The organism is uncultured Desulfovibrio sp. (assembly GCF_944324525.1).
Taxonomy (GTDB): Bacteria; Desulfobacterota; Desulfovibrionia; order Desulfovibrionales; family Desulfovibrionaceae; genus Desulfovibrio.
This window is the reverse complement of record NZ_CALUWS010000032.1, coordinates 1-23,503: the sequence shown is the minus strand read 5'-3', so window position 1 is coordinate 23,503 and position 23,503 is coordinate 1. Positions and strand designations below refer to the sequence as shown.

18 protein-coding genes and 1 tRNA gene are annotated in these 23,503 nt (G+C 65.4%); 18 read left to right on the top strand and 1 reads right to left on the bottom strand.

All coding sequences use genetic code 11. The annotated features are described in order from the left end of the window. Positions 1–425 precede the first annotated feature (425 nt). The 16 genes from Q0K12_RS08865 to Q0K12_RS08790 all read left to right on the top strand — a co-directional run bounded on the left by Q0K12_RS08865 (position 426) and on the right by Q0K12_RS08790 (position 18,077). Positions 426–1,553, top strand: coding sequence for a transglycosylase SLT domain-containing protein (locus Q0K12_RS08865; protein ID WP_297262091.1), 1,128 nt, complete (start codon positions 426–428; stop codon positions 1,551–1,553). 431 nt (positions 1,554–1,984) lie between these two features. After that, positions 1,985–2,061, top strand: a tRNA-Val gene (locus Q0K12_RS08860). A gap of 158 nt (positions 2,062–2,219) precedes the next feature. Then, on the top strand, positions 2,220–4,175 hold the full coding sequence (thrS, locus tag Q0K12_RS08855) for a threonine--tRNA ligase (RefSeq protein ID WP_297262089.1): 1,956 nt from the start codon (positions 2,220–2,222) through the stop codon (positions 4,173–4,175). Between the two features lies 1 nt (position 4,176). Continuing rightward, positions 4,177–4,707, top strand: coding sequence for a translation initiation factor IF-3 (infC, locus tag Q0K12_RS08850; protein ID WP_296303941.1), 531 nt, complete (start codon positions 4,177–4,179; stop codon positions 4,705–4,707). A 102-nt stretch (positions 4,708–4,809) separates the two neighbouring features. Then, positions 4,810–5,007 (top strand): 50S ribosomal protein L35, encoded by a 198-nt coding sequence (rpmI, locus tag Q0K12_RS08845; protein WP_296303940.1) that lies wholly within the window; start codon positions 4,810–4,812, stop codon positions 5,005–5,007. A gap of 198 nt (positions 5,008–5,205) precedes the next feature. Beyond that, positions 5,206–5,559: a 50S ribosomal protein L20 gene (gene rplT, locus Q0K12_RS08840; protein WP_297226941.1), complete on the top strand. Its 354-nt coding sequence runs from the start codon at positions 5,206–5,208 to the stop codon at positions 5,557–5,559. A gap of 279 nt (positions 5,560–5,838) precedes the next feature. Then, positions 5,839–6,873, top strand: a complete 1,035-nt coding sequence (pheS, locus tag Q0K12_RS08835; RefSeq protein WP_297262086.1) for a phenylalanine--tRNA ligase subunit alpha — start codon at positions 5,839–5,841, stop codon at positions 6,871–6,873. 8 nt (positions 6,874–6,881) lie between these two features. Beyond that, positions 6,882–7,235, top strand: a complete 354-nt coding sequence (locus Q0K12_RS08830; RefSeq protein ID WP_297262083.1) for a translation initiation factor IF-2 — start codon at positions 6,882–6,884, stop codon at positions 7,233–7,235. A gap of 30 nt (positions 7,236–7,265) precedes the next feature. After that, positions 7,266–9,677, top strand: coding sequence for a phenylalanine--tRNA ligase subunit beta (pheT, locus tag Q0K12_RS08825; protein ID WP_297262081.1), 2,412 nt, complete (start codon positions 7,266–7,268; stop codon positions 9,675–9,677). 60 nt (positions 9,678–9,737) lie between these two features. Next, the gene (locus Q0K12_RS08820) at positions 9,738–10,076 is read left to right on the top strand and encodes a MerR family transcriptional regulator (RefSeq protein WP_297262079.1); all 339 of its coding nucleotides are present in this window, start codon (positions 9,738–9,740) and stop codon (positions 10,074–10,076) included. Positions 10,077–10,090: 14 nt separating this feature from the next. Then, positions 10,091–10,810, top strand: coding sequence for a ribulose-phosphate 3-epimerase (gene rpe, locus Q0K12_RS08815; protein ID WP_297262077.1), 720 nt, complete (start codon positions 10,091–10,093; stop codon positions 10,808–10,810). An 18-nt stretch (positions 10,811–10,828) separates the two neighbouring features. Further along, positions 10,829–12,850, top strand: a complete 2,022-nt coding sequence (gene tkt / locus Q0K12_RS08810; RefSeq protein ID WP_297262075.1) for a transketolase — start codon at positions 10,829–10,831, stop codon at positions 12,848–12,850. A 33-nt stretch (positions 12,851–12,883) separates the two neighbouring features. After that, complete coding sequence (locus Q0K12_RS08805; RefSeq protein WP_297262073.1) at positions 12,884–14,050, top strand: phosphoglycerate kinase; 1,167 nt, start codon at positions 12,884–12,886, stop codon at positions 14,048–14,050. 287 nt (positions 14,051–14,337) lie between these two features. After that, positions 14,338–15,108 (top strand): methyltransferase domain-containing protein, encoded by a 771-nt coding sequence (locus Q0K12_RS08800; RefSeq protein WP_297262071.1) that lies wholly within the window; start codon positions 14,338–14,340, stop codon positions 15,106–15,108. Positions 15,109–15,164: 56 nt separating this feature from the next. Further along, positions 15,165–15,611, top strand: a complete 447-nt coding sequence (locus tag Q0K12_RS08795) for a pyridoxamine 5'-phosphate oxidase family protein (protein WP_297262069.1) — start codon at positions 15,165–15,167, stop codon at positions 15,609–15,611. Positions 15,612–16,010: 399 nt separating this feature from the next. Next, a complete protein-coding gene (locus Q0K12_RS08790) occupies positions 16,011–18,077 on the top strand; it encodes a methyl-accepting chemotaxis protein (protein WP_297262067.1) in 2,067 nt (688 codons plus the stop codon). A gap of 260 nt (positions 18,078–18,337) precedes the next feature. Here Q0K12_RS08790 and fliM read toward each other — a convergent pair whose 3' ends face one another. Beyond that, the gene (gene fliM / locus Q0K12_RS08785; protein ID WP_296303925.1) at positions 18,338–19,321 is read right to left on the bottom strand and encodes a flagellar motor switch protein FliM; all 984 of its coding nucleotides are present in this window, start codon (positions 19,319–19,321) and stop codon (positions 18,338–18,340) included. Positions 19,322–19,474: 153 nt separating this feature from the next. Between fliM and Q0K12_RS08780 the strand changes: the two genes are divergently transcribed. Continuing rightward, positions 19,475–21,067 carry an ASKHA domain-containing protein gene (locus Q0K12_RS08780; protein ID WP_297262064.1) on the top strand — a complete coding sequence of 531 codons (1,593 nt, stop codon included), beginning with the start codon at positions 19,475–19,477 and terminating at the stop codon, positions 21,065–21,067. Between the two features lies 1 nt (position 21,068). Further along, positions 21,069–23,204: a small ribosomal subunit Rsm22 family protein gene (locus Q0K12_RS08775; protein ID WP_297262063.1), complete on the top strand. Its 2,136-nt coding sequence runs from the start codon at positions 21,069–21,071 to the stop codon at positions 23,202–23,204. Positions 23,205–23,503: the final 299 nt, after the last annotated feature.

Here is a 23,503-nt window from a genome sequence, read left to right as displayed (position 1 = left end):
TCATTACTCTTTTGTGAGGGGGAAGAAACCCCTTTTGCTCGCGGCAAAAAGGGGTTTCTTCCCCCTCACACTCCCCCATCTTCCCCAAAACCCGCTACTTGGGTAAAAGTAATTGGAAACAAAAAACCTCAGATTATAAAAATAAGTATTTATTTTACAACAAGTTATAAAAATATCTCAGTCAGAACATATTGCCTGATAATGAGTCCTGACCTTAAAAGGCTGCACTGCCTTCGACCATATCCGGCCTGTACCTGCGGGTCAATGGGAGGGACGCGGAAGCGGCAACGGAATTTTGACGCCGCCTGTTCAGTATCGGGGAAATTCCTTTTAATACCTCAGAATCACAGGGTATTGTCTTTGTGGCAAAAACATTGCATACTAGAAGCGTGCCGGAAATACAGGCTCCGGCAAGGATGCTGCCTATGACCCGCCGAATCACCCTCCTGCTGGCCACCTGCATGCTCCTGGGCCTTCTGGGGCTGGTGCCGTTGCTGGCCGGCTTCGTCCCCCAGTACTGGGGGGCGGAGATGCGCGGTCTCATCAATCCGCAGGTGATCAGCCTGCGTCCCGAGGACAAGCCCCGCCCCATCATGGCGCAGGGGGCGGATGGTCGCGTCTGGGCCGTGCGGCAGCCGGTGGACAGGACGCTCGTCACTTCGTCGGAAACGCTGCCGCCGCCCCGGCGGACGGATGTGGTCCGTTTTGAGGCGGACGGCGTCAGGCTGGCCATCACCGACAAGGCTCTCCTCTATGATGGCAATGCCACCACGGCGCTCGCTCCCCTGCTGGCGCTGGACGGGTCCAGCATGCCCGTGCTCTATGGCGTGCAGCCGGACTTTTACGGCGATATGCTGGACAGTCAGGGGCGGCCTTTGCGCTGGCTGGCCTCCGGGGCCTTCATGAACGGCTATCAGCCGGTCAATCTGGCCGAGCTGGCCGAGCTGCACCGGCGGCCCGCGCCCGTGGCCCCCGTGGCTCCCGTATTGTCCCTGCCCCACTATGATTCCGGGACCCTCCAGGCCCACGCCGATTCCTACAGGGAACTGGTGGAGAACTTTTCCCGCCGCTACGGGCTGAACGCCGCTCTTGTCTACGCCATCATCCACAGCGAGAGCACCTTTCGCCCCACGCTGGTCAGCCGCAGTTCGGCCATGGGACTCATGCAGCTTTTGCCCAGCACGGCCAGCGACGAAGTGCACCGCTTCCTGTACGGGAGGCGCGGCAATGTGGGCTTTGACGAACTGGCCGTCCCGGAGATCAACATCCGCTACGGCACGGCCTACCTGCACATCCTTATGACCAGATATTTCCAGGATGTGCGCGATCCCGTGGCCCGCGAGTACTGCGCCGTGGCCGCCTACAACATGGGCCCCAACCGCTTCCTCCGTTTCTGGGCCCCCACCAACGCCGAAGCCGTGGCCCGCATCAACAGTCTGGACGTGAAGGACCTCTACCGCAAGCTGACCGTGGAACTTCCCGTGCGGGAGACGCGCTTCTATGTGGCCAAGGTGCAGCATCTGAAGACGCAGTTCGCCGGCGCGCTGCCCTGAACCGTTGCCCGGGAAGGGATGGCCGTCACGACGGGAGCGGGCTTCGGCCCGTGAGTCCTTGCGCTTGCGCATGCGGGGAACATCTTCCACAACTGCCGCCGCATATCACGCGGTATCCTCTCTGTCTGCTCCGCTCCGCAGCGGAAGGCCGCCTGCCCGTCCTGTTTGCCGGTCATGTGGCGTTGATCGGCCGCGCTGCGCAAACGGGCTCGCAGCTCTTTACGGCCCCTTTCGGCAAAGCGGGGGCTGGACGCCGTGGGCGAGACCTTGCGCCCCTGTCCTGCACAGTCCAGTGCGGGCGCGTCCGGTGGCGCGCAGGGGGATGCGCCCGCCGCCCGGGGCGGAGACGGGACGATATTTTTTTGAGGAAGAAGAAAAAAAAAGACTTGACCTTTGGTCGGGTCGCGTATAGAAGAACTCTTGCCTCATGTAGGAGCGTAGCTCAGGTGGCTAGAGCGCTTCCTTGACACGGAAGAGGTCAGCAGTTCAAGTCTGCTCGTTCCTACCAGTGATGATCCGGGGAATGTCCCCCTAACGGCGAAGGGCTGAGTGCCCGCCACTATAGCCGCCATGCGGTATTTTTGAGAGTGATGGGGAGGTGTATCGCCTCCCCATTTCTTTTTGCGTTATGCGCCGCCATGCGGCGAAGCGATAAGGAGTTTTTTCATGAGCATCCTTGTGGAAGGGCAGGCCGTAGAGGCCGCTGCCGGTGCTGTGGTTTCCGATGTGTTGCAGCAGGCCCTGAGCGGCAAGAAATGCAAGTCGCTGGTGGCCGCCCGCGCTGTCTGCCCTGAAGAGCAGGGCGGCGCGCATCTTGTGGATCTGAGCGCCCCCGTGCCGGCGGGCTGCACCGAACTCGTGCCCGTGCCCGCCGATTCTCCGGAAGGGCTGGCCATCGTGCGGCATTCCACGGCGCACGTCATGGCGGCGGCGGTCAAGAAGTTGTTCCCCTCGGCCAAGGTGACCATCGGTCCGGCCATCGATAATGGGTTCTACTACGACTTCAGCGTGGAAAAGCCCTTTTCCAGCGATGATTTCGAAGCCATCGAAGCGGAGATGCAGAAGCTGGCGGCCGCCCGGCTGCCCTTCACCTGCCGTCGGGTGAGCAAGGCCGAGGCCGTGGAGCTGTTCCGGGGCATGGGCGAGAACTTCAAGGTGGAGATCGTCGAGGACATTGACGCCGACACGGTGACGCTCTACACCTGCGGCGATTTCTGCGATCTCTGCCGCGGCCCGCATGTGCCGCACACCGGTTTTGCCGCGGCCTCGAAGCTGCTTTCCGTGGCCGGGGCCTACTGGCGCGGGGATGAGAAGAACCCCATGCTCTCCCGCCTGTACGGCACGGCCTTTGCCGACGAGAAGGCCCTCAAGGCCTACCTCCAGCAGCTGGAGGAAGCCAAGCGCCGCGACCACCGCAAGCTGGGCCGCGAGCTGGGCTTCTTCACTTTCTATGAGGACGTGGCCCCCGGCATGGTGTTCTGGCTGCCCAAGGGCATGCTGCTGCGCGCCATCCTGGAGGATTTCTGGCGGCGCGAGCATCTCAAGCGCGGCTACGATATGGTGCAGGGTCCGCAGCTGCTGCGGGTGGAGACCTGGCAGCGTTCCGGGCATTATGACCATTACCGCCAGAACATGTATTTCACGCAGATCGAGGATGACGCCTACGGCATCAAGCCCATGAACTGCATCTCGCACATGCTCATCTTCAAGAATGAGCTGCGCAGCTACCGCGACATGCCGCAGCGTTATTTCGAGCTGGGCGTGGTGCACCGCCACGAAAAGAGCGGCGTGCTGCACGGCCTGTTGCGCGTGCGCCAGTTCACCCAGGACGACGCGCACATCCTCTGCACGCCGGAACAGCTGGAAGGGGAGATCCTTGAGGTCATCCATCTCATCCGCGACCTCATGAACCTCTTCAACTTCCAGTTCAAGGTGGCCATCTCCACCCGTCCCGAGGACAGCATCGGCACGGACGAGGCGTGGGAACTTGCCACCAATGCCCTAATCCAGGCCGTGCAGAAAGCCGATATGCCGTATGAGATCAACGAGGGGGACGGGGCCTTCTACGGGCCGAAGATCGACGTGCGCCTGCTGGACTGCATCGGCCGCGAGTGGCAGTGCTCCACCATCCAGGTGGACTTTACCCTGCCGGAGCGTTTCGACCTCACCTATGTGGGGCAGGACGGCGAACGGCATCGTCCGGTCATGGTGCACCGCGCCATCATGGGCTCGCTGGAGCGCTTCATCGGCGTGCTCATCGAGCAATATGCCGGCGCCATGCCCACCTGGCTCGCGCCGGAACAGGCGCGCATCCTTACGGTGACCGAAGCCGGGGATGAGGCCGCGCGCAAGGCGCTGGAAGAGCTCAAGGCGCAGGGTATCCGCGCCACGGCCGACCTGCGCAACGAAAAGCTTGGCTTCAAGGTGCGTGAGGCGCAGGTGGCCAAGGTCCCGTATATTCTTGTCATTGGTGAGAAGGAGGCGCAGGCCGGCGGCGTCAACGTGCGCCTGCGCAGTGGGGAAAACGTGGGGCTCAAGTCCGTGCAGGAGGTCGCCGCCATGATCCGTGCGGATGGAGAGGAGCCCTTCAAGCGAGGAGGAATGCGCTATAGCTTCGCCTAACATGAGACCGCGGCGCGACGTCGCACAGGACGGCGTGCGCCGCAATGAGATGATCCGTGCGAGAGAGGTGCGAGTCATCGGAGCCGACGGGGAACAGCTGGGGATTCTGCAGCGTAACGAGGCCATCAGTCTTGCCAAGGAAGCGGGCCTCGATCTTGTGGAAGTGGCTTCCACGTCGGAGCCGCCTGTCTGTCGTATCATGGACTATGGCAAGTTCAAGTACGAACAGCAGAAGAAGAAGCAGGAAGCCAAGAAGCGGCAGTCCGTGGTGCAGATCAAGGAGATCAAGGTGCGTCCCAAGACGGACGACCATGACTACGAGACCAAGGTGCGCCATATCCGCCGCTTCCTTGAAGACGGCGACCGCTGCAAGGTGACGGTATTTTTCCGCGGCCGTGAGATCGTCCATAAGGATCGCGGTCTGAGCATCCTTGAGCGCGTGGTGCAGGACCTGGCCGATGTGGCCAAGGTGGATCAGGAGCCCCGCGCCGAGGGACGCACGCTGCAGATGCTGCTGGTGCCCAAGAAGTAGCGTGGAAAATGCGCTTGCATACGGCCGCTTTTTAGGGCACTATGCTTTCCCGTCCTTCCTTTTTGAGGGCGGGCCGTACGATTATTGTGCAAGGAGTACATCATGCCTAAGATCAAGACCCGGCGCGCCGCCGCCAAGCGGTTCCAGCTGACCGGCAGCGGCAAATTCAAGCGCCGCCGCCAGAATCTGCGCCATATTCTGACCAAGAAGGCCCCCGGCCGCAAGATGCGTCTGGGCCAGTCCGCCATCGTGGACAAGACCAACGAGAAGGCCGTGCGCCGCATGCTGCCCAACGGCTAGTGCCGTGGGTCTGCGCGGGCCGAGCCGTCCCTGACGGGGCTTGCGCAAGACGAAGGCCGGAAGGCCGGCGGCCGGCAGGAGCCGCGACGCAAGGGCGTCCAATCCTGCATGCTACGCGTCAAGCGCACTGCGAAACGGATTTTTTATCTCCCGGCGGGCATCACCTCCGCCTTGTCCGGGTGAAAGGAGGAAACACCCATGCGTGTGAAGAGAGGTCTTGCCGCCCATCGCCGGCACAAGAAATACCTGAGCGCTGCCAAGGGCTTCCGTGGCGGTCGCAGCCGCCTGTACCGTACCGCCCGTGAGGCTGTGGAGCGCGCGCTCCAATATTCCTTCATCGGCCGCAAGCACCGCAAGCGCGATTTCCGCACCCTCTGGATCCTGCGCATCAATGCGGGCGCGCGCCTCAACGGTCTGTCCTACAGCCGTCTGATGCACGGCCTCGACAAGGCCGGCATCACCCTGAACCGCAAGGTGCTCGCTGACCTGGCCGTCTACCACAAGGACGATTTCGCCAAGGTGGTGGAGCTGGCCAAGGGCGCGCTGAACTAGGCGACGTCGTACGGATTGCTGTGTGACGCGGCACGCTCCGGCAACAGGCCCGGCCTGTGATCGGCGTGCCGCGTATGTTTTTTTGCGGCACTCTGGAGCATTTTGCCTTTGAAAAAGGCAAGATGCGAGGCGGCAGCACAGCGCCGCCCGGCCGAACGTGAGCGGAAAAGCGCGTTTTTTCCGCGAAACGCCAGGCCGTACGGTTTGCAAGGCAACGCGTTGCAAACGGAAAATGCTCTGGAGCGCCCAAGGCCGCTTGGCGGCACGGGAAAGAACTGCATGGATCTGATTAGCGCATTGGAAGCTCTGGCCCCGGAGCTGGAAAAGGGACTGGCCGAGGCCCACACTCTGGAAGCACTGGAAAATCTGCGGGTCGATTTTCTGGGACGCAAGGGGCGGCTGGCCCACATCATGAGCGCCTTGCCGCAACTGGAGCCCGCCCAGCGTCCGGCAGTGGGCCAAAAGGCCAATGCCGTGAAGGAAAGCCTGACCGCGCTGCTGGAAGCGCGCAAGCTTGCCCTGGAAAAGGCGCTGGAGGCCGAAGCCCTGCGCCGTTTTGACGCCTCCCTGCCGGGCCGTCTGCCCTGGCGCGGCTCCCTGCATCCCATCACCCTGGTCACGCAGGAGATCTGCGACGTGCTGCGCGCCCTGGGCTTCGACGTGGCCTCGGGCCCGGAAGTGGAGAACGACTTCTATAACTTCGAGTCCCTCAACATGCCGCCGGAACATCCGGCCCGCGACATGCAGGACACCCTCTATGTCAGCGACAAGGTGGTCATGCGCACGCATACCTCGCCCGTGCAGGTGCGTACCATGCTGGCGCGCAAGCCTCCGCTGGCCGTCATCTGCCCCGGCAAGGTCTACCGCCGGGACTCCGACCTCACGCATACGCCCATGTTCCATCAGATCGAGGGCCTCATGGTGGGCGACGGCATCAGCATGGCCCATCTGCGCGGCATCCTCACCGCCTTCGTGCGCGAGATTTTCGGCGGTTCGACCCAGGTGCGCTTCCGCCCCAGCTTCTTCCCCTTCACCGAGCCCTCGGCGGAAGTGGACATCTCCTGCTGCATGTGCGGCGGCGCGGGGCATGTGAACGGCGAGCCCTGCCGCGTCTGCAAGACCACGGGCTGGGTGGAGATCCTCGGCTGCGGCATGGTCGATCCGGCCGTCTTCGAGGCGGTGGGCTACGCGCCCGAGGTGAGCGGCTTCGCCTTCGGTCTGGGAGTCGAGCGTGTGGCCATGCTCAAGTACGGCATCGGCGATCTGCGCATGTTCTTCGAGAACGACGTCCGCTTCCTCGGTCAGTTCGCCTAGGTCGTCCCATGCTCCGCAGCCCGCACCGCGTCCTTTCCTGTCTGCTGCTCGCCGCCTGCCTGTTCCCGGCGGGAGCCGCCGTGGCCGGCTCGGCCTACAGTCCCCGGCACTCCGGCCTTGAGCCGCCGGGGGGGCCGCGTTCGCTGGAATCGCTGCCGGGCGGACGCTCCGCCGGACGGACCGACGACGGCGGCATGGGCTATACGGACGCCTACGGCCGCAGGCTGGAGAACAGGCCGCCGGAGCGCAAGGTCCGCAACCGGCCCAGTCCCGGAGCGTATGGCGGCTATGGCCGACAGGAAGAGGCCGTGCGTCCCCTGCCTGAGGTGGAAAAACCCAAACCCGCCTGGAATTTCAACTGATAATCGGCCTTGCGGCCAGTGAGATAACGTATGCTGCTTTCCCTGTCTTGGTTGCGTGAATTTGTCCCCTACGAAGGTACGGCGCAGGAACTCGGCGACCGCCTGACCATGCTGGGGCTGGAACTGGAAGAGATCGTCCGTCCCTATGACGGCATAGCCTCCATCGTGGTGGGCCATGTGGTGGAGTGCGTCGACCATCCCGAATCGGACCATCTGCACATCTGCAAGGTGGACGCCGGACAGGGAGAGCTGCTGGACATCGTCTGCGGCGCGCCCAACGTGGCCGCCGGGCAGAAGGTGCCCGTGGCGCTGGTGGGCACCACCATGCCGGGCGGTCTGGTCATCAAGAAGGCCAAACTGCGCGGCGCTCCCAGCTGCGGCATGATCTGCTCCGAACGCGAACTGGGCCTTACGGAAGACCATTCCGGCATCATGGTGCTGCCGGAGACGGCCGTCCCCGGCGCGCTGCTGGTGGATACGCTCGAGCTGGACCGCGAAGTGCTGGACATCTCCATCACGCCCAACCGCGCGGACTGCCTCTCGGTCATCGGTCTTGCCCGCGAGACGGCGCAGGCCTTCGGGCTGCCGTTCCGCATCCCCGAGCGGGAATGCGTGGAGGACGGGCCGGCCGTGGAGCTGCCGCCCATCGACATTCGGGATCCCGACCTCTGCTGGCTCTACACCGGCCGCGTCATCACCGGCAGCAAGATCGCGCCCTCGCCCATGCGCATCCGCCACCGCCTGCACGCCGTGGGCGTACGTCCCATCTCCAACATCGTGGACGTGACCAACTACATCCTCATGGAATGCGGGCAGCCCCTGCACTCCTTCGACCTCGACAAGCTCCAGGGCGGGCGCATCATCGTTTCCCGCGCCGAAGAAGGCGAGAAGTTCGTGACCCTGGACGGTCAGGAACGCACGCTGGACGCCCGCGACCTCTGCATCCGCGATGCCGGGCGCGCCGTGGGCCTGGCCGGGGTCATGGGCGGTCTCAATACGGAGATCGACGAGAACAGCCGCAACGTCTTTCTGGAAAGCGCGGTATTCCGTCCCGGCACCATCCGCAAGACCTCCCGCCGTCTGGGCCTCTCCTCCGAGGCGTCCTATCGTTTCGAGCGCGGCATCGACCAGCAGCGCACCCGCTGGGCGCTGGATCGTGCCTGCGCCATGATGGCCGAACTGTCCGGCGGCAAGGTCTGCCCCGGCGTGGCCGTGGCCGAACCGCGTCCCTTCGCGCCGGTGCTCATGGACTTCCGTCCCGCCCGCGCCAATGCCCTGCTGGGCGTGGAACTGAGCGAGGACTTCTGCGAGCGCGTGCTGAGCGGCCTTGGCTGCGAGATCCGCCGGAAGGGCGAGAGCTGGCAGGTGGCCCAGCCGAGCTGGCGGCCCGACCTGACCCGTGAGGCCGACCTCATCGAGGAAGTGGGCCGCGTGCACGGCCTGGACACCATCGCGCCCGTGCTGCCGCCCATCGCGCGGGATCTGGCGCGCGCGGGCGAACCGGAGTCGCGCTTTGCCTTCTGGTCGCGCATCAAGCGCTGGGGAGCCGGGCTCGGTCTCAACGAGGCCATCAACTACAGCTTCGTGGGGCACAAGGACCTCGATCATCTGGGGCTGCCGCAGGAAGGCCGCATCGCCATCATGAACCCGCTCTCCGCCGAGCAGGACGCCCTGCGCACCTGGCTCGCGCCCGGGCTGCTCAACAGCCTGCGCAACAATCTGGCCCAGGGCGCGGCGGGCCTGCACCTCTTTGAGCTGGCGCACGTCTTCCATGCGCGTCCGCTGGAGGACGCCCACGACACCGGGGCCACCGAGACCGGCAAGATCGGCATCCTGCTCTACGGCGCGCGTTATGACAGCGCCTGGCCCCAGCCCGAAGGCGACATGGACTATACCGACCTCAAGGGCGTGGTGGAGCATCTGCTCTCCTTCCTGCATCTGTCCGCCCCCCGCTACCGGCAGATGGAAGCCCATCCCTTCCTCCTGCCCTGCGTGGAGCTGATGCTCCCGGACGGCGAGGGCCAGGTGCGGGCCGGCGTGCTGGGCCGGGTGCGTCCCGACATGGCCGACGCCTTCCATGCCCGCAAGGCCATCTGGCTGGCGGAACTGGATCTGGAAGTGCTGCGCCGTCTGCATGATGCGGCGCGCGTGCGCTTCCGCCCGCTGCCGGTCTATCCGCCGGTGCGCCGCGACATCACGGTCATGGCCGCGCCCCAGGTGCAGGTGGCGCAGATCATGGAGCATGTGCGAGGCCTGCGTCTGCCGCTGCTGGAAGACATCGTGCTGCAGGACTGCTTCGAGCCTGCGGGCAGCGACGAGCGCAACCTGACCTTCCGCCTGACCTTCCGCCACGCGGAGCGCACCCTCAAGGATGCCGAAGTGGACAAGGAACGGGAAAAGGTGGCACAGTCCCTCGTGAAGCACCTCGGCGTGCGCGTATAGCAACAATCCCGGCGGCCGCGCCCTGCGGCGCGGCCGCCGCAAATCGTATGACGGGCGGCCATGAGCGCACACACCTATCGCATCGGAGAAGCGGCCGAACTGCTGCAGCTCAAGACGCATGTGCTGCGTTTCTGGGAAACGGAATTCCCGCAGCTTGCGCCCCTCAGGACGGAAAAGGGGCAGCGCCTCTACACCGAGGAGCATGTCGAGCTTTTGCGGCGCATCAAGCAGTTGCTGCACGAGCAGGGCATGACCATCGAGGGGGCGCGGCGGGTACTGGAAGGCGGTTCGCCCGTGGGCGAGGCCGCCCAGGCCCATACGGCTCCCGCCGCCGATCCGGCCTTCCTGCAGCAGCTGCATGCCGAACTGCTGGCCATCCGCCATCTTCTTGACCGGTAATACGGAGGATCCGCATGATTCTCTCCCCGTCTTTGCTTTCCGCAGATTTTGCCCGTCTGGGCGACGAGCTGACGGCCCTGGAAGCGGCCGGCATCACCTGGTTGCACCTTGACGTGATGGACGGGAGCTTCGTGCCCAACATCACGTTCGGGCCGCCGCTCCTGCGCAGCCTGCGCTCCCGCAGCCGCCTTTTTTTTGACGTCCATCTGATGATCGAGCAGCCTGCCCGGCATCTGGCGGCCTTTCGCGAGGCCGGGGCCGACATGCTGGTCGTCCATCTGGAAGCCGACCGCCATCCGCAGCGGACGTTGACCGAGATCCGCCGCCTGGGCTGCCGGGCGGGCGTGGCCCTCAATCCGGGCACGGACATCGCGGCCCTGCGCTGGCTCGCGCCGGACTGCGACATGGTGCTCGTCATGAGCGTCAATCCCGGTTTTTCCGGACAGAAGTTCATCCCGCAAAGCTTTGCCAAGATCCGCGCGGTGCGCGAACTGCTGGACGCCTCGGGCGGCGAGCATGTCCTTGTGCAGGTGGACGGCGGCGCTTGTCCCGAGAACGCCGCGGCGCTGGTGGATGCGGGCGCGGACGTGCTGGTCTCCGGTTCGGCCTTTTTCAATCATCCTCCGTATGCGGCACGTCACGAGGCCTTTCAGGAGGCCGTCCGCCACGCCGGGACAGCCGCCGGAGAGACTCGCTGCGCTCAGGCCGCGCAGTGGCAACCCTGTAACCCCTAAACAGAGAAGGAACTCCCCATGCCGACTCGCAGGCAATGCGCCAATGCCCTCCGCGCCCTGGCCATAGACGCCATCGAACAATCCCGCTCCGGCCATCCCGGCGCGCCGCTGGGCATGGCCGATATGGCCGAAGCTCTCTGGCGGCATCTGCTCCGCCACAATCCCGCCGACCCGCACTGGCCGGACAGGGATCGCTTTGTGCTTTCCAACGGGCATGCCTCCATGCTGCTCTACGGCCTGCTCCACCTCTCCGGCTATGCGCTGGACATGGAGGCCATCCGTCAGTTCCGGCAATGGGGCTCCCTGACGCCCGGCCATCCCGAATACCGGCATACGCCGGGCGTGGAGATGACCACCGGGCCGCTGGGGCAGGGCATTTCCTCCGCCGTGGGCATGGCGCTGGCCGAAAAGCTGCTGGCGGCGCGCTTCAATCGTCCCGGCCACGAGATCGTGGACCATCACACCTATGTTTTCCTGGGGGACGGCTGCCTGATGGAAGGCGTTTCCCACGAGGCCTGCTCGCTGGCCGGCGTCTGGGGACTGGGCAAGCTCATCGCGCTCTATGACGCCAACGGCATCTCCATCGACGGCAAGGTGTCCGGCTGGTTCACCGAGGATGTGGCGGCACGGTACCGCGCCTACGGCTGGCAGGTCATCGGCCCGGTGGACGGTCATGATGCGGAAGCGCTGGACAAGGCCCTCGCCGAGGCCCGGGCCGATGCCGCGCATCCCAGCCTCATCATCTGCCGCACCCATATCGGCTTCGGCTCGCCGCACAAGGTCGATTCAGCGTCCTGCCACGGTTCGCCCCTCGGCCCCGAAGAGGCCGCCGCCACCCGCGCCGCGCTGGAGTGGAGCGCCGCCCCCTTCGAGATCCCCGCCGACATCGCCGCAGCCTGGGATTGCCGGGAGAAGGGCGCCGCCGCCCAGAAAGCCTGGGAGGCCGGATTCGCCGCCTATGCCGAAGCCTATCCCGAGCTGGCCGCCGAATTCGTCCGCCGCATGCGGGGCGAGCTGCCTGCCGGCTGGCGTGAGATCGCCGCCGAAGCCGTGCGCAAGGCCGCCGAAGCCGGAGAGAGCATCGCCACCCGCGTGGCCGGCCAGCGTGCGCTGGAGAATCTCGTGCCGCACCTGCCGGAGATGCTGGGCGGTTCGGCCGACCTCACCGGCTCAGTGGGGACCAGGACCGCCGCGTCCGTGCAGTTGGATGCCGCGGCGGGCAACTGGGCCGAGGCCAACTATCTTTCCTACGGCGTGCGCGAATTCGGCATGAGCGCCATCATGAACGGTCTGGCCCTGCATGGCGGCTTCATCCCCTATGCCGGCACCTTCATGGTGTTCTCCGACTACGCCAAGAACGCCATCCGTCTGGCGGCGCTCATGAAGATCCGCGCCGTCTGGGTGTTCACGCACGACTCCATCGGCGTGGGCGAGGACGGCCCCACGCATCAGCCCATCGAACAGGTGGCCGGCCTGCGTCTGACGCCCAATGTGGAGGTCTGGCGTCCTTGCGACACCGTGGAGACCGCCGTGGCCTGGCAGTGCGCGCTGGAAGATGCGCAGACGCCCAGCGTGCTCTCCCTGTCGCGCCAGAACGTGCCCTTCGTGCAGCGCGATGCCGCCCGCCTTGCCGCCATCTCGCGCGGCGGCTATGTGCTGGCCGATGACGGCGGGACGCCGGACATCATTTTGCTGGCCACCGGATCCGAGGTGGGCCTTGCGCTGGATGCGGCCGCGCAGCTTTCCCGCAGCGGCCGCCGCGTGCGCGTGGTCTCCCTGCCCTGCTGCGAGCGTTTCGACGCGCAGGAGGCCGCCTACCGCGAAGCGGTGCTGCCGCGTGCGGTGCGTGCCCGCGTGGCTGTGGAAGCGGCTTCGGCGGACTACTGGCGCAAGTATGTGGGCCTCGACGGGGCGGTACTGGGGATGGAGGGCTTCGGCGCTTCCGCCCCGGGCAAGGTGCTGGCGCAGCAGTTCGGCTTCACGGTCGAGCATCTCGTTGCGCTGGCGGAAGAAGTTTTGCGCGGCACCGCCGCGAAGTAACGGACAGGACGCCATTCCACAAGGAGATCGAGCATGGCCATCAAGGAACTCAAGGATATGGACTGTGCGGGCAAGATCGTTGTCATCCGTCAGGATCTCAACGTGCCCATGAAGGACGGACGCATCACCAACGACAAGCGCATCCGTGCCGCGCTGCCCGGTATCCGGCTGGCGCTGGAAAAGGGCGCGGGCGTTGTGCTGCTTTCCCATCTGGGGCGGCCCACGGAAGGGGAATTCGACCCCAAGTTCTCGCTGGCCCCGGTGGCCGAGCATCTTGCCGGCCTGCTGGGCAAGGCGGTGCCGCTGGCGTCCGACATCGACAGCGTGAAGGTCGCCCCCGGCGAGGTGGTGCTGCTGGAGAACGTCCGCTTCTTCAAGGGCGAAAAGAAGAATGATCCCGACCTTGCCGCCCGGCTGGCCGGTCTGGGCGACATCTACGTCATGGACGCTTTCGGGGCGGCGCACCGCGCCCATTCGTCCACCGAGGGCGCCATCCGCAAGGCCAAGGTCGCCTGCGCCGGGCCGCTCATGATGGCCGAGCTCAATGCCTTCGCCAAGGTGCTGGATCATCCGACCCGTCCGCTGGTGGCGGTCATCGGCGGCTCCAAGGTCTCCACCAAGCTTTCCCTGCTGGAGAACCTGCTCGACAAGGTGGACTGCCTCATCGTGGGCGGCGGCATCGCCAACACCTTTCTGGCGGCTGCCGGCCACAATGTGCAGAAGTCGCTCCATGAGCCGGAGCTGCTCGACGACGCGCGCCGCATCATGAAAAAGGCCGAGGATCTGGGCAAGATGCTGCCCCTGCCCGTGGATGTGGCCACCGCCCCCGAGCTGGCCGCCGGGCAGCAGGCGACGGTCTGCGACGTGGACGCCGTCCCCGCCGACGCCATGATCCTGGACATCGGCCCGAAGACCGAGGCCGCCTACGAGAAGCTGCTCGCCGATGCGGCCACCGTGGTCTGGAACGGCCCTGTGGGCGCGTTTGAATTCGAGCCCTTCCACAAGGGCACGCGGGCCTTGGCCGAGGCGCTGGCCTCCGACAAGGCTTTCGTGGTGGTGGGCGGCGGCGATACCGTTGCCGCTGTGGAAAGCTACGGCCTTGCCGACCGCATGGGCTATATCTCCACCGGCGGCGGCGCTTCGCTGGAACTGCTCGAAGGCATCAAGCTGCCTTCGGTGGCGGCGCTGGAAAGCCGCTAGGCCGGGACTGATCCGGCAACTTCCTTTGTGATCCCATCCGTAAAAAAGCTGCCCTTTCCCGAGCCTGAGCCGCGGGGAAGGGCAGCTTTCCCGCAGCGGCCGGCGGAACGCCGGCAACGGCCACACGCCCGGCAAACGGGCGGCGGGCGCCCCCCCGACAGACCAGTCCGCAAGGACCGACGCCCGGCGTCGAGTGACGAAAGGCGTTGCGCCTGCCGGGGGGATGGAGTATACTGACAGGCAATGGCAATAAGCAGCGCCGGCCAAGCCCGGCTCCCGGAGGCAACGTGCGGCGATTTTATCAGGAAAGCTGGCAGGGCATCCCCTTCACGGCTTTTTCCCACATTTCCTTTTTCCATCTGGCGGAACCCAAGTTCTATGCCACGTTTTATGAGGAGCTGTTCCGCCGCTACCAGAGCTGGGAGGATCTGCCCGCCGCCTGGTGCGAGAACAAGCGCAAGGATGCCCGCTGGCTGGCGGGCGAGCTGCGCGCCCAGCTGGCTGTTCGCCCGGCGGAGCGGGAAGGCCCGCTGCGCGTGCTCTCCATCGGCAGCGGGGTGGGGTACATGGAAAAGATCCTGCTGGAGGAACTGCCGGAGCTGGAGCTGCACGTCAACGAACCCAGCACCGTCAGCCTGCGCTGGCTGCGCAAGGTCATCCCGGGCGAGCGTATCTACATCGGCCTGCCGCCCGCCTGTCTGCCCTCCGACGTGCAGTACGACATGATCTATCTGTCCACCGTGGACTACGGCATCCCCCAGCGGGAGTTGGAGCACCTGCTTGCGGAACTGCGCGCCCAGCTTGCGCCGGGCGGGGAGCTCATCTGCCTTTCCGCTTCGCTTCTGGAAGAGGACTCCGCGGTGGGCGGCTTCGTCAATGCCCTCAAGATCGTCATTCGCGGCGCGCTGCACTTCCTCGGCATCCGACGGCAGCAGTTCTGGGGCTGGCGCAGAACGCGACGGGAATACCAGCAGCTTTTCAAGGTGGCCGGCTTTGCCGGCATCGCCGACGGCTGGCTGGATGACGGCTTTGAAACCTACTGGATCCGCGGCAGGTAACGGCTGCCGCAAGGGAGAGAGCGCCTATGCATGCCATGCGTCGTAAGGAAAGGCAGATGTCCGGCGAGGACACGCTGCGTGTGCTTCAGCAAGGGGTATTTGGCGTCTTGTCGCTGCTGACGCCGGAGGGAACACCTTACGGTATCCCCTTGACCTATGCCGTGCGGGACGGCCAGCGCCTTTCGCTCTATATCCACTGCGCGCGTGAAGGGCGCAAGCTGGACTGCCTGCATGCCGGCGGCGCGGCCCATTTTGTGGTGGTCGGCGCAACGCACGTCGTGCCCGAGAAATTTTCCATCGAATACGAAAGCGTCATGCTGGAAGGCTCCTTGTCCGAAGTGACGGACGAAGCGGAAAAACGGCAGGGCCTGTTGTGCATAGCCGAAAAATATTCCGCCGGCTTTGACGGAGCCGCCTGTGCCGATGCCGCCGGAAAGGCGACGCGTGTCCTGCGCTTTGATGTGGAGAGCATGAGCGGCAAGCGTCTGCGGGAAACGTCGTAGCGTATGACCCGCGGGAGCGGCAACGTTCCTGAAACCGCCTGCAGGGCGGTTTTTTTTTGCAGTTGCAGGAAAAAAACAGCACATCGCTCTTTGAAAAAACGATGAGACGTCCGATAAGACGGAAAGAGTCGCTGCGTGCCGCGCGAGGCATCTTGGGGGGAGATAGCGCATTTTGCCTTTGAAAAAAGCAAACTGCGAGGCGGCGGTACAGCGCCGCCAGCCAAAAGTGAGCGGAAAAACCGCGTTTTTTCCGCGAAACGCCAGGCCGTATGGTTTGGGACGCACAGCGTTTCAAACTGAAAAGGCGCTAGAGGCGGCAGCAGCCGGTCGGGCGAGCACAACATGCCGTGGCGGGAACGCCTGCTTCACGGCGGATGCGTATATTGACAGGGAGGCGACATGAAACTGGGTTTGTTTCCAAAAATGCTCCTGGGCATACTGGCTCCCGCCATGCTCGGGCTGCTCTGCCTTACGGGGATCAGTTCCACGCTTGCCGATCACTTTCTGCGGCAGCGTGTCGATGAGGAAATGTATCTTGCCGTGGATTCGCAGCTGCGCGAGCTGACCATCATGACGAATTTGCTGCGGGCAAGCCTGCGGAATGAGGGTGGGATCGCCGTCATCCTCGATTTCCTTGAAACGACAGCCGCCAAAGGGGAAGCAGATACGACGGCCGCTGCCGCCGTGCAGAGGGAACTGGCGGAATTCGTGGCGTTCTATAACCTTGTGACGGATGTGGAGCTGCTGGATACCAAGGGCGTGATCCTTTCCGGGAGCGATATGGAGCATGTGGGCAAGTCCCTTGCGGCGAACGACTTTTTCCGCAAGGCCCTTCAGAGCGGCTTCGGCGCGGAGAACAGGAAGGCCGAGGATGGCAAGCCCGAGTCCATCATGGCGGTGGCCATTGAGGATGGGCAGGGGAAGACCGTCGGCGTGCTGGTCGCCACGCTGAACATGGAAGTCATCGGCAGCGTGAGCACGGACAAAATTACGCTTTCCCGCACCGGCATCTGCATGATCTATGACGGTACGGGCCTTTTGCACATGCACCCCAACCGCAACTATGTGGGCGACGAGGACGGCAAGCTGTCGTGGGTGCAGGATGTGCTCGCACGCAAGAACGGCATGCTGGATTATACCTGGAACGGCGTGGAGAAAATCACCACATTTCGTCACTTGCCGGATCTGGACTGGTACATCCTGGCTTCCGTGGAAAAGCAGGACATCCTCGGCGGTGGGCGCACGCTGCTCTTGAGCAACAGCATAGCCGCCATCGTGGCCGTCCTGATCATCGGCGGCATCATCTGCTTCATGGCGCGCAGCATCGCCGTGCCCGTGCGCAAGTCCGCCCTCCATGTGGCCAAGGTGGGTCAGGGCTGTCTGGAATTCTCGGCGGAAGAACAGAATTACATGCAGCATATCGCCGGACGTGGCGATGAAGTCTCGATGCTGGCCCGAGGCATCACGGAAACCGTGGAAAATCTCCGCAGGATGTTTGCCGACGTGCGCAAGCGCACCGAAGAAGCGGAAGAAGCGTCCCGCGTTTCGCAGGAGGCCATGCAACGGGCCGAGGCCGCCGCTGAGGAAGCCCGCAACGCCAAGCGGGAAGGCATGCTGGCCGCCGCCGATCAGCTGGAGCATATCGTCAATGTCATCTCCTCCGCGGCAACGCAGCTTTCAGCCCAGATCGAGCAGTCCAACCATTCGGCCACCGAGTCGGCCACACGGCTGTCCGAAGCCGCAACGGCCATGAACGAGATGAACGCCACCGTGCAGGAAGTGGCCAAGAATGCCGGCAATGCCTCGCAGATGTCGGGCGAGACGCGGCATAAGGCCAGCGCGGGGGCGGACATCGTACGCAATGCGTTGAAGAGCATCCAGCGGGTGCATGACGTGTCCCTGGCGCTCAAGACGGATATGGCCCAGCTCAATACGCATGCTCAGGCCATCGACCAGATCATGGGCGTCATCTCCGATATCGCGGATCAGACCAACCTGCTGGCGCTCAATGCTGCCATCGAGGCGGCCCGTGCGGGCGAGGCCGGACGCGGCTTCGCCGTGGTGGCCGACGAAGTGCGCAAGCTGGCCGAAAAGACCATGTCGTCCACGGCGGATGTGGGCAATGCCATCCGTGCCATCCAGGAAAGCACGAGCAAGAGCTCCGATGCCGTGGAACGCGCCGTGAAGGAAGTGGAACAGGCCACGGACTTCGCCAATGAATCGGGCAGTGCTCTGGAAGGCATCGTGCAGGATGCGGACAAGACGGCGGATCAGGTCAGCGCCATAGCCGCGGCCAGCGAAGAACAGTCCGCGGCCAGTGAAGAGATCAACCGCTCCATCCTCGAGGTCAACGACATGTCCGCGCAATCCGCGCAGGCCATGAGCGAGGCGGCACAGGCGGTGGCCGATCTGGCCCGACAGGCGCAGGAACTTTCCGCGCTGATCGAACAGATGAAGCAGGCCTAGCGCATACCATCAGGCAAGAACAGAGAACGGGCTCCCTTTCTTCGGAAAGGGAGCCCGTTTCGTTCAGGAAAAAAAGGCCGTCGGGAGAGCCGCTTGGGAACGCCGCCGGTGAAGACCATACCGACACAGACAGCAGCCTACCGGCACGGCGCAACAAAAAAAGCTGCCCGGCAGGGGAAACAAGCTTCCCCCGTGCCGGGCGCGCGCCTGGCGTCTCCCGCCCCTGTGCAGGAGAGAGCAGGCGTGTGATGTCTTCCGCACTAGGTGTACTGCGGTTCGATCTCCTTGATGATCTGGAAGCCCTTCATGGCTTTCACCGTACCGGCGATGCCTTCGTACTTCTTGACGCCGGCCACAGTGCAGGGGAGCAGGTCCTCCACGTCCGTATCCAGCACAAGCACATCGCCCACCTGCATACGCAGGAGCTGATTGCCGGTGATGGTGGTGCTGCCGAAATGGATCTTGAGATCCACCGGCGTCTCCATAAGCCGCTCCTTGAGGCGCGCCACCCAGGCGTGGTCGATCTCCAGACGTTCCGTCTGGAAGCTGGCGTGCAGCTTGGAGCGTATGGGTTCGATGGTGGCGTAGGGCAGACAGATGATCATGGAACCGAGCGCCGTGTCCAGTTCCACTTCAAAGGTGATGACCACCACCACGTCGCTGGGCGGCACGATGGCCGCGAACTGCGGGTTGATCTCGCTGCGCACCAGCTCCAGTTTCACGTCATGTACCGGACGCCAGGATTCTTCCATGTTTTCCAGCGCGATCTTGACGATGCGGTCCACCACCGCCTGCTCGATGCGGGTGAATTCGCGACCTTCGATCTTGGGCTGGGAGCCCGCCCCGCCAAAGATGTTCTCCACCAGGGCAAAGACCAGACGGGAGTCCACCACCATGATGGCATTGCCGCGCAGCGGATCCATCTTGAAGATGTTGATGGAGGTCGGCACGGGCAGGGAACGCATGAATTCCCCGAATTTGGTCATGTCGATGGAGATGGGGTTCAGCTCCACGCGTTTGCGTACGGCGTTGGACAGGCCATTGGTGCAGAGCCGCGCAAAGCGGTCGTTGACGATTTCCAGAACGGGCATGCGCCCTCGGATGATGCGGTCCTGATTGGCGAGGTCAAAGGCGACGACGCCGTCGGCATCCTCTTCGGGCATGTCCATTTCGCTTTCGATGTCGCCGCCGGAAAGGCCGCGCAGCAGGGCATCCACTTCATCTTGTGCCAGTACCTTGTTCATGTCTCCCCCGTTACGGCAGAATCTTGACGAAATGCGGCTTAAATGTTGCAAAATCAGGGCCAAAATGCAAGCCCCTTTTGGCCCGGTCGTCCGCAGGCGGGCGCGCTTGCCTTGGCGACCGTCTTGCGGCACTCTGCCTGCATGGAAATCATCATGACAAGTCTTGTGGATGCCGCTCCCGTGGCCCGCAGCCTGCAGGCCGCCGCCGGTTCGCCCCTGTCGCGCACGCTCTGGCTGTCGGGCCTGCTGCCCGCGCAGGCCATGTGTTCCGGCCTGGGGCGCTGCGGCCGTTGCCGGGTGCGGTTTTGCGACGCGGCGGACTGCCCGCCGCCCTTGCCGGAAGAGGAGGAGATCCTCGGCCTCGACGCCGTGGCAAAGGGCTGGCGTCTGGCCTGCCGCCGTCAAGTCCCTGACGTCGCCCGTCTGCGGCTGGAAGTCCCTGTATCTCTTGCCATAGTTCCCTCCGTACCCGCGCCGGATGCGTCAAATGCGCCGAACGCGCCGGATGGGCCCGGCGTTCCGGCGGCGCTGGGCGTGGATCTGGGGACGACCTCCGTATATTACCGCGCTGTCCGTCAGGATGACGGCGCTTTGCTGGCCGAGGGACATTTCCTCAACCCGCAGGCGGGAGCCGGGGCGGACGTCATGTCCCGGCTGGCGACGGCCCGTCAGGCGGGCATGGCGGAAAAACTTGCCGCCCTGGCCCGGGAGGCGGTGCGCGAAGGTCTGGCGGCAACATATGCCGCGGGAGGCCGGGTGGAGGCCCTGTGCGTGGCGGGCAATACGGCCATGACGGACATCCTGCTGGAGCGTTCCGTGGAAGGCCTGTGCGCCGCGCCCTACCGGCTGGACTATGCGGGGCACGATACGGCCCGTCTGCCGGAGCTGCCGCCCGTCTACATCCCGCCGCTCATGGCGCCCTTCGTGGGCGGCGACATCTCGGCGGGCCTGGCCGCGCTCATGGCGGCGGGCACGCCCCGTCCCTTTGCCCTGGCCGATCTGGGCACCAATGGCGAGCTGGCCCTGCTGGATGCGGAGGATCGCCTCTATCTGGTCAGCGTGCCGCTGGGGCCCGCGCTGGAAGGCATCGGGCCGGAGTGCGGCCTGCAGGCCGGCCCGGAGAGCATCACCGAATTTCGCCTTTCGCCGCAAGGGCTCGTGGGCGCAAGTTCGCTGGCCCCCACGCCCACGACACAGTTTGAGGGCATCAGCGCCACGGGCTATCTTTCCCTGCTTTCCCTGCTGCGGCAGACGGGCCTTATGGATGCGGAAGGGCATTTCACGCCGGATTCCGTCAGCATGCCGCTGGCCCGGCGGCTGGCCGGCGACCTGACCCGGCGTCATGGCCACCCCTGTCTGCAGTTGCCGTACGGCCTGCGTCTGACGGCGCAGGATGTGGAAGAACTGCTCAAGGTCAAGGCGGCCTTCTCTCTGGCGCTGCGGAGCCTGCTGGAGGCTGCCTCCCTGCGTCCCGCCGATCTGGCCTGTCTCTGTCTGGCCGGGGCGCTGGGGGAACATGTCCCCGTGGAGCATCTGGAACGGTTGGGCTTTGTGCCGCAGGGCCTGGGGGCGCGGATACGCGCCGTGGGCAATGCCGCGCTGGACGGGGCCGTGCTGCTGGCCCGTCAGCCGGAGCGGCGCGAGGCGCTGGCGCGCATCTGCGCGGGCGCGCGCCTGATCCCGCTGGCCGATGCGCCGGATTTCCATCAGCAGTATCTTCGCCATATGCATTTTGGAGTAGCCTGATATGACACGACATGCACAGCGCCGCGCACCGGGCGGCAAGTCCCGCGGCCAAGCGGAAAAAAAGGCGCGCCAGCACGAGATCTGGCAGGAAGACGAGGATTTCCCGGTCCTGGATGACGATCTGCTCCTGCGGGATGATCCGGCTGCCTCCGGCAGACAGCGGCGCGGGAAGCGGCCGGAGCGGGAAAACGCCCCGCAGGCCGCCGCGCGGCCTGACGCTGGAGAAGGGCGGGCGCGCTCTCAGGCCCGTCCGTCGTCCGCGCCCGCGCGTGAGCGGACGGAGCAGGGCAAGCGGGGACGGGGCATATCGCCGTTTCGTGACGGCCGCCGCGCCGGGGAGCCCGGTGACGGCCGTCCGTCTTTTGCCGGACGCAGGCAGGAAGGCGGCCGCACGGGCGCGTATGAGGCGGAAGCCACCGCAGGACGGCGGCTGAGCGGGCACAGCGGGACGCGGCCTGCCGGTGGCGCACGTCCGGAACGGCGTCCGTCCGTGCCGCGGGAACGCTGGCCGCTGGCCGCTCCCCTGCTGCCGGAACCGGATGCCGCCTTGCGCGACGGTCTCGACAGGCTCGGGGCGGCGCTGGCTCGAGTCCGTCCCCTGGCTGCGGCCCATGCCCGCAGCCTGCCGCAGGATGTGGCCTCCCTTTCCCGGCTCTTGACCGTGGAGCGGGCGCATCTGCATCAGCCTTACTGGGCCTCGCCTGCGCTGACCAGCGCCTACCTCTATTATTTCCTGCCCTGGAACGTGCTCCGGCAGGCGCGCCTGCTGTCAGCCCTGCCGCTGCCGGATCCCCGCATCTGGCTGGAACAGGGGCGGCGTCCGTTGCTGCTGGACATGGGCTCCGGGCCGCTCAGCCTGCCTATCGCGCTCTGGCTGGCGCGTCCCGAATGGCGGGCACTGCCGCTTTCCGTGCTGGCCCTGGATGCTTCCTCCCAGCCGCTGGAGCTCGGGCGGGATCTCCTGCGCGCCCTGGCCGAAGAGCTGGGAGAACCTGTCTGGGAGGTGCGCACGGTGCGGGCCTCGCTGGGACAGGCGGCGCGGCAGCTTTCCCGCATGGCCGGACAGCGCGCCCGTGGCGGCCAGGGCGAGGAAGCCCCGGCGCTCTGGCTGGCCTCGGCGGCCAATGTGCTCAACGAGATGCTTTCCGGGGGCGGGGCCGGCCGCACGGGGCGGCGCGAGGATGCCGCCTGGGATGACGGCGAGGGCATGGGCATGCCGGACGCTCAGGGCGCGTTTCGCGACACGCGGGAAGACGGTCTTTTTGCGCAACGTCTGGAAAGCGTGCTGGACAGCCTCGAAGAAGTGCTGGAAGGCGGCGATGCCGAGCTGCCCGCCTCGCTGCTGGTGGTGGAGCCGGGAACCCGGCTGGGCGGGACGACCGTCATGCGTTTGCGCGGGGCCGCGCTGGAGCGGGGACTCGTGCCGCTGGCCCCTTGCACCCACGCGGCGGATTGTCCGCTGGAGCGGGGCCGCAGCGGTCGCGGCTGGTGTCATGTGACCTTTGACTGCGCGGGCGTGCCCGACTGGCTGGCCCAGCTTTCCGAAGCGGCCGGGCTGGCCAAGGACAGTCTCAGCCTTGCGCCGCTCCTCCTTTCCACGGCAGCGGAGACGGTGCAGGATGGACTGGATGCGCGCATGGCCGAAACGGCTGCTGACGGCTTGCTGTCGCGTGCCGCTCTGCGGGTGCTCTCGGCCCCCTTCGACGTCCCCGGCCTGCCGGGCAGAGCGCGCTATGCCTGCGGCGTGGGCGGACTGGCTCTGCTGGGAGATGCGGAGTCCCTGCCGTCAGGGGGCCTTGTGGAAGCCGACATCCCGGAGCATCCACGTTTCGACCGGCGCAGCGGCGCGCTGCTCCTGTTGCCTGAAACGGAAGCGGCGGGAGAAGATACGGCAGCGCGCGCACCGCGCCCGTCCGAAAGGTCTGCCGGGCGGCAGGGGCGCGAACGGCGGCCGGACCACGGCGAACGTCCTGGGCGGGAAAGGCCGGAGCATGCCGGGCAGCGCAGGCCGAGAGAAGGTCGCCCCTCGTCACCGGCACGGCAGACGCCGCGCAGTCCCCGGACTGAGCGGCAGGATCACGGCCGCCGGCCGGAGCGCACTGCCGGAGACCGTCCGCCACGCCGTAAGCCGTCGTGACGTTCGACGGTGACGCAACCGCACCCGTCAGTACAAAAAAAGACGACAAACGCCCGCCGGAACTTCCGACGGGCGTTTTCTTTTTAGAGCATTGGGCACTGCCTCGTATCTCGGTATCTTCTCTTTGTAAAAGCGCGCTGGGGAAGGGATGGGGGGCTTGGGGGGAAGAATTACGGGAACGTCTTTTCTCGCTTCGCTGTGAAAAGGCTGGGCCCTCCCGTACCGGCGGCGACCGAAAGGCGGCCCGGAGGGCCGTGTCCGTTAGGCGACGCAGGAGCCTTACGGACATCGACAGCAGA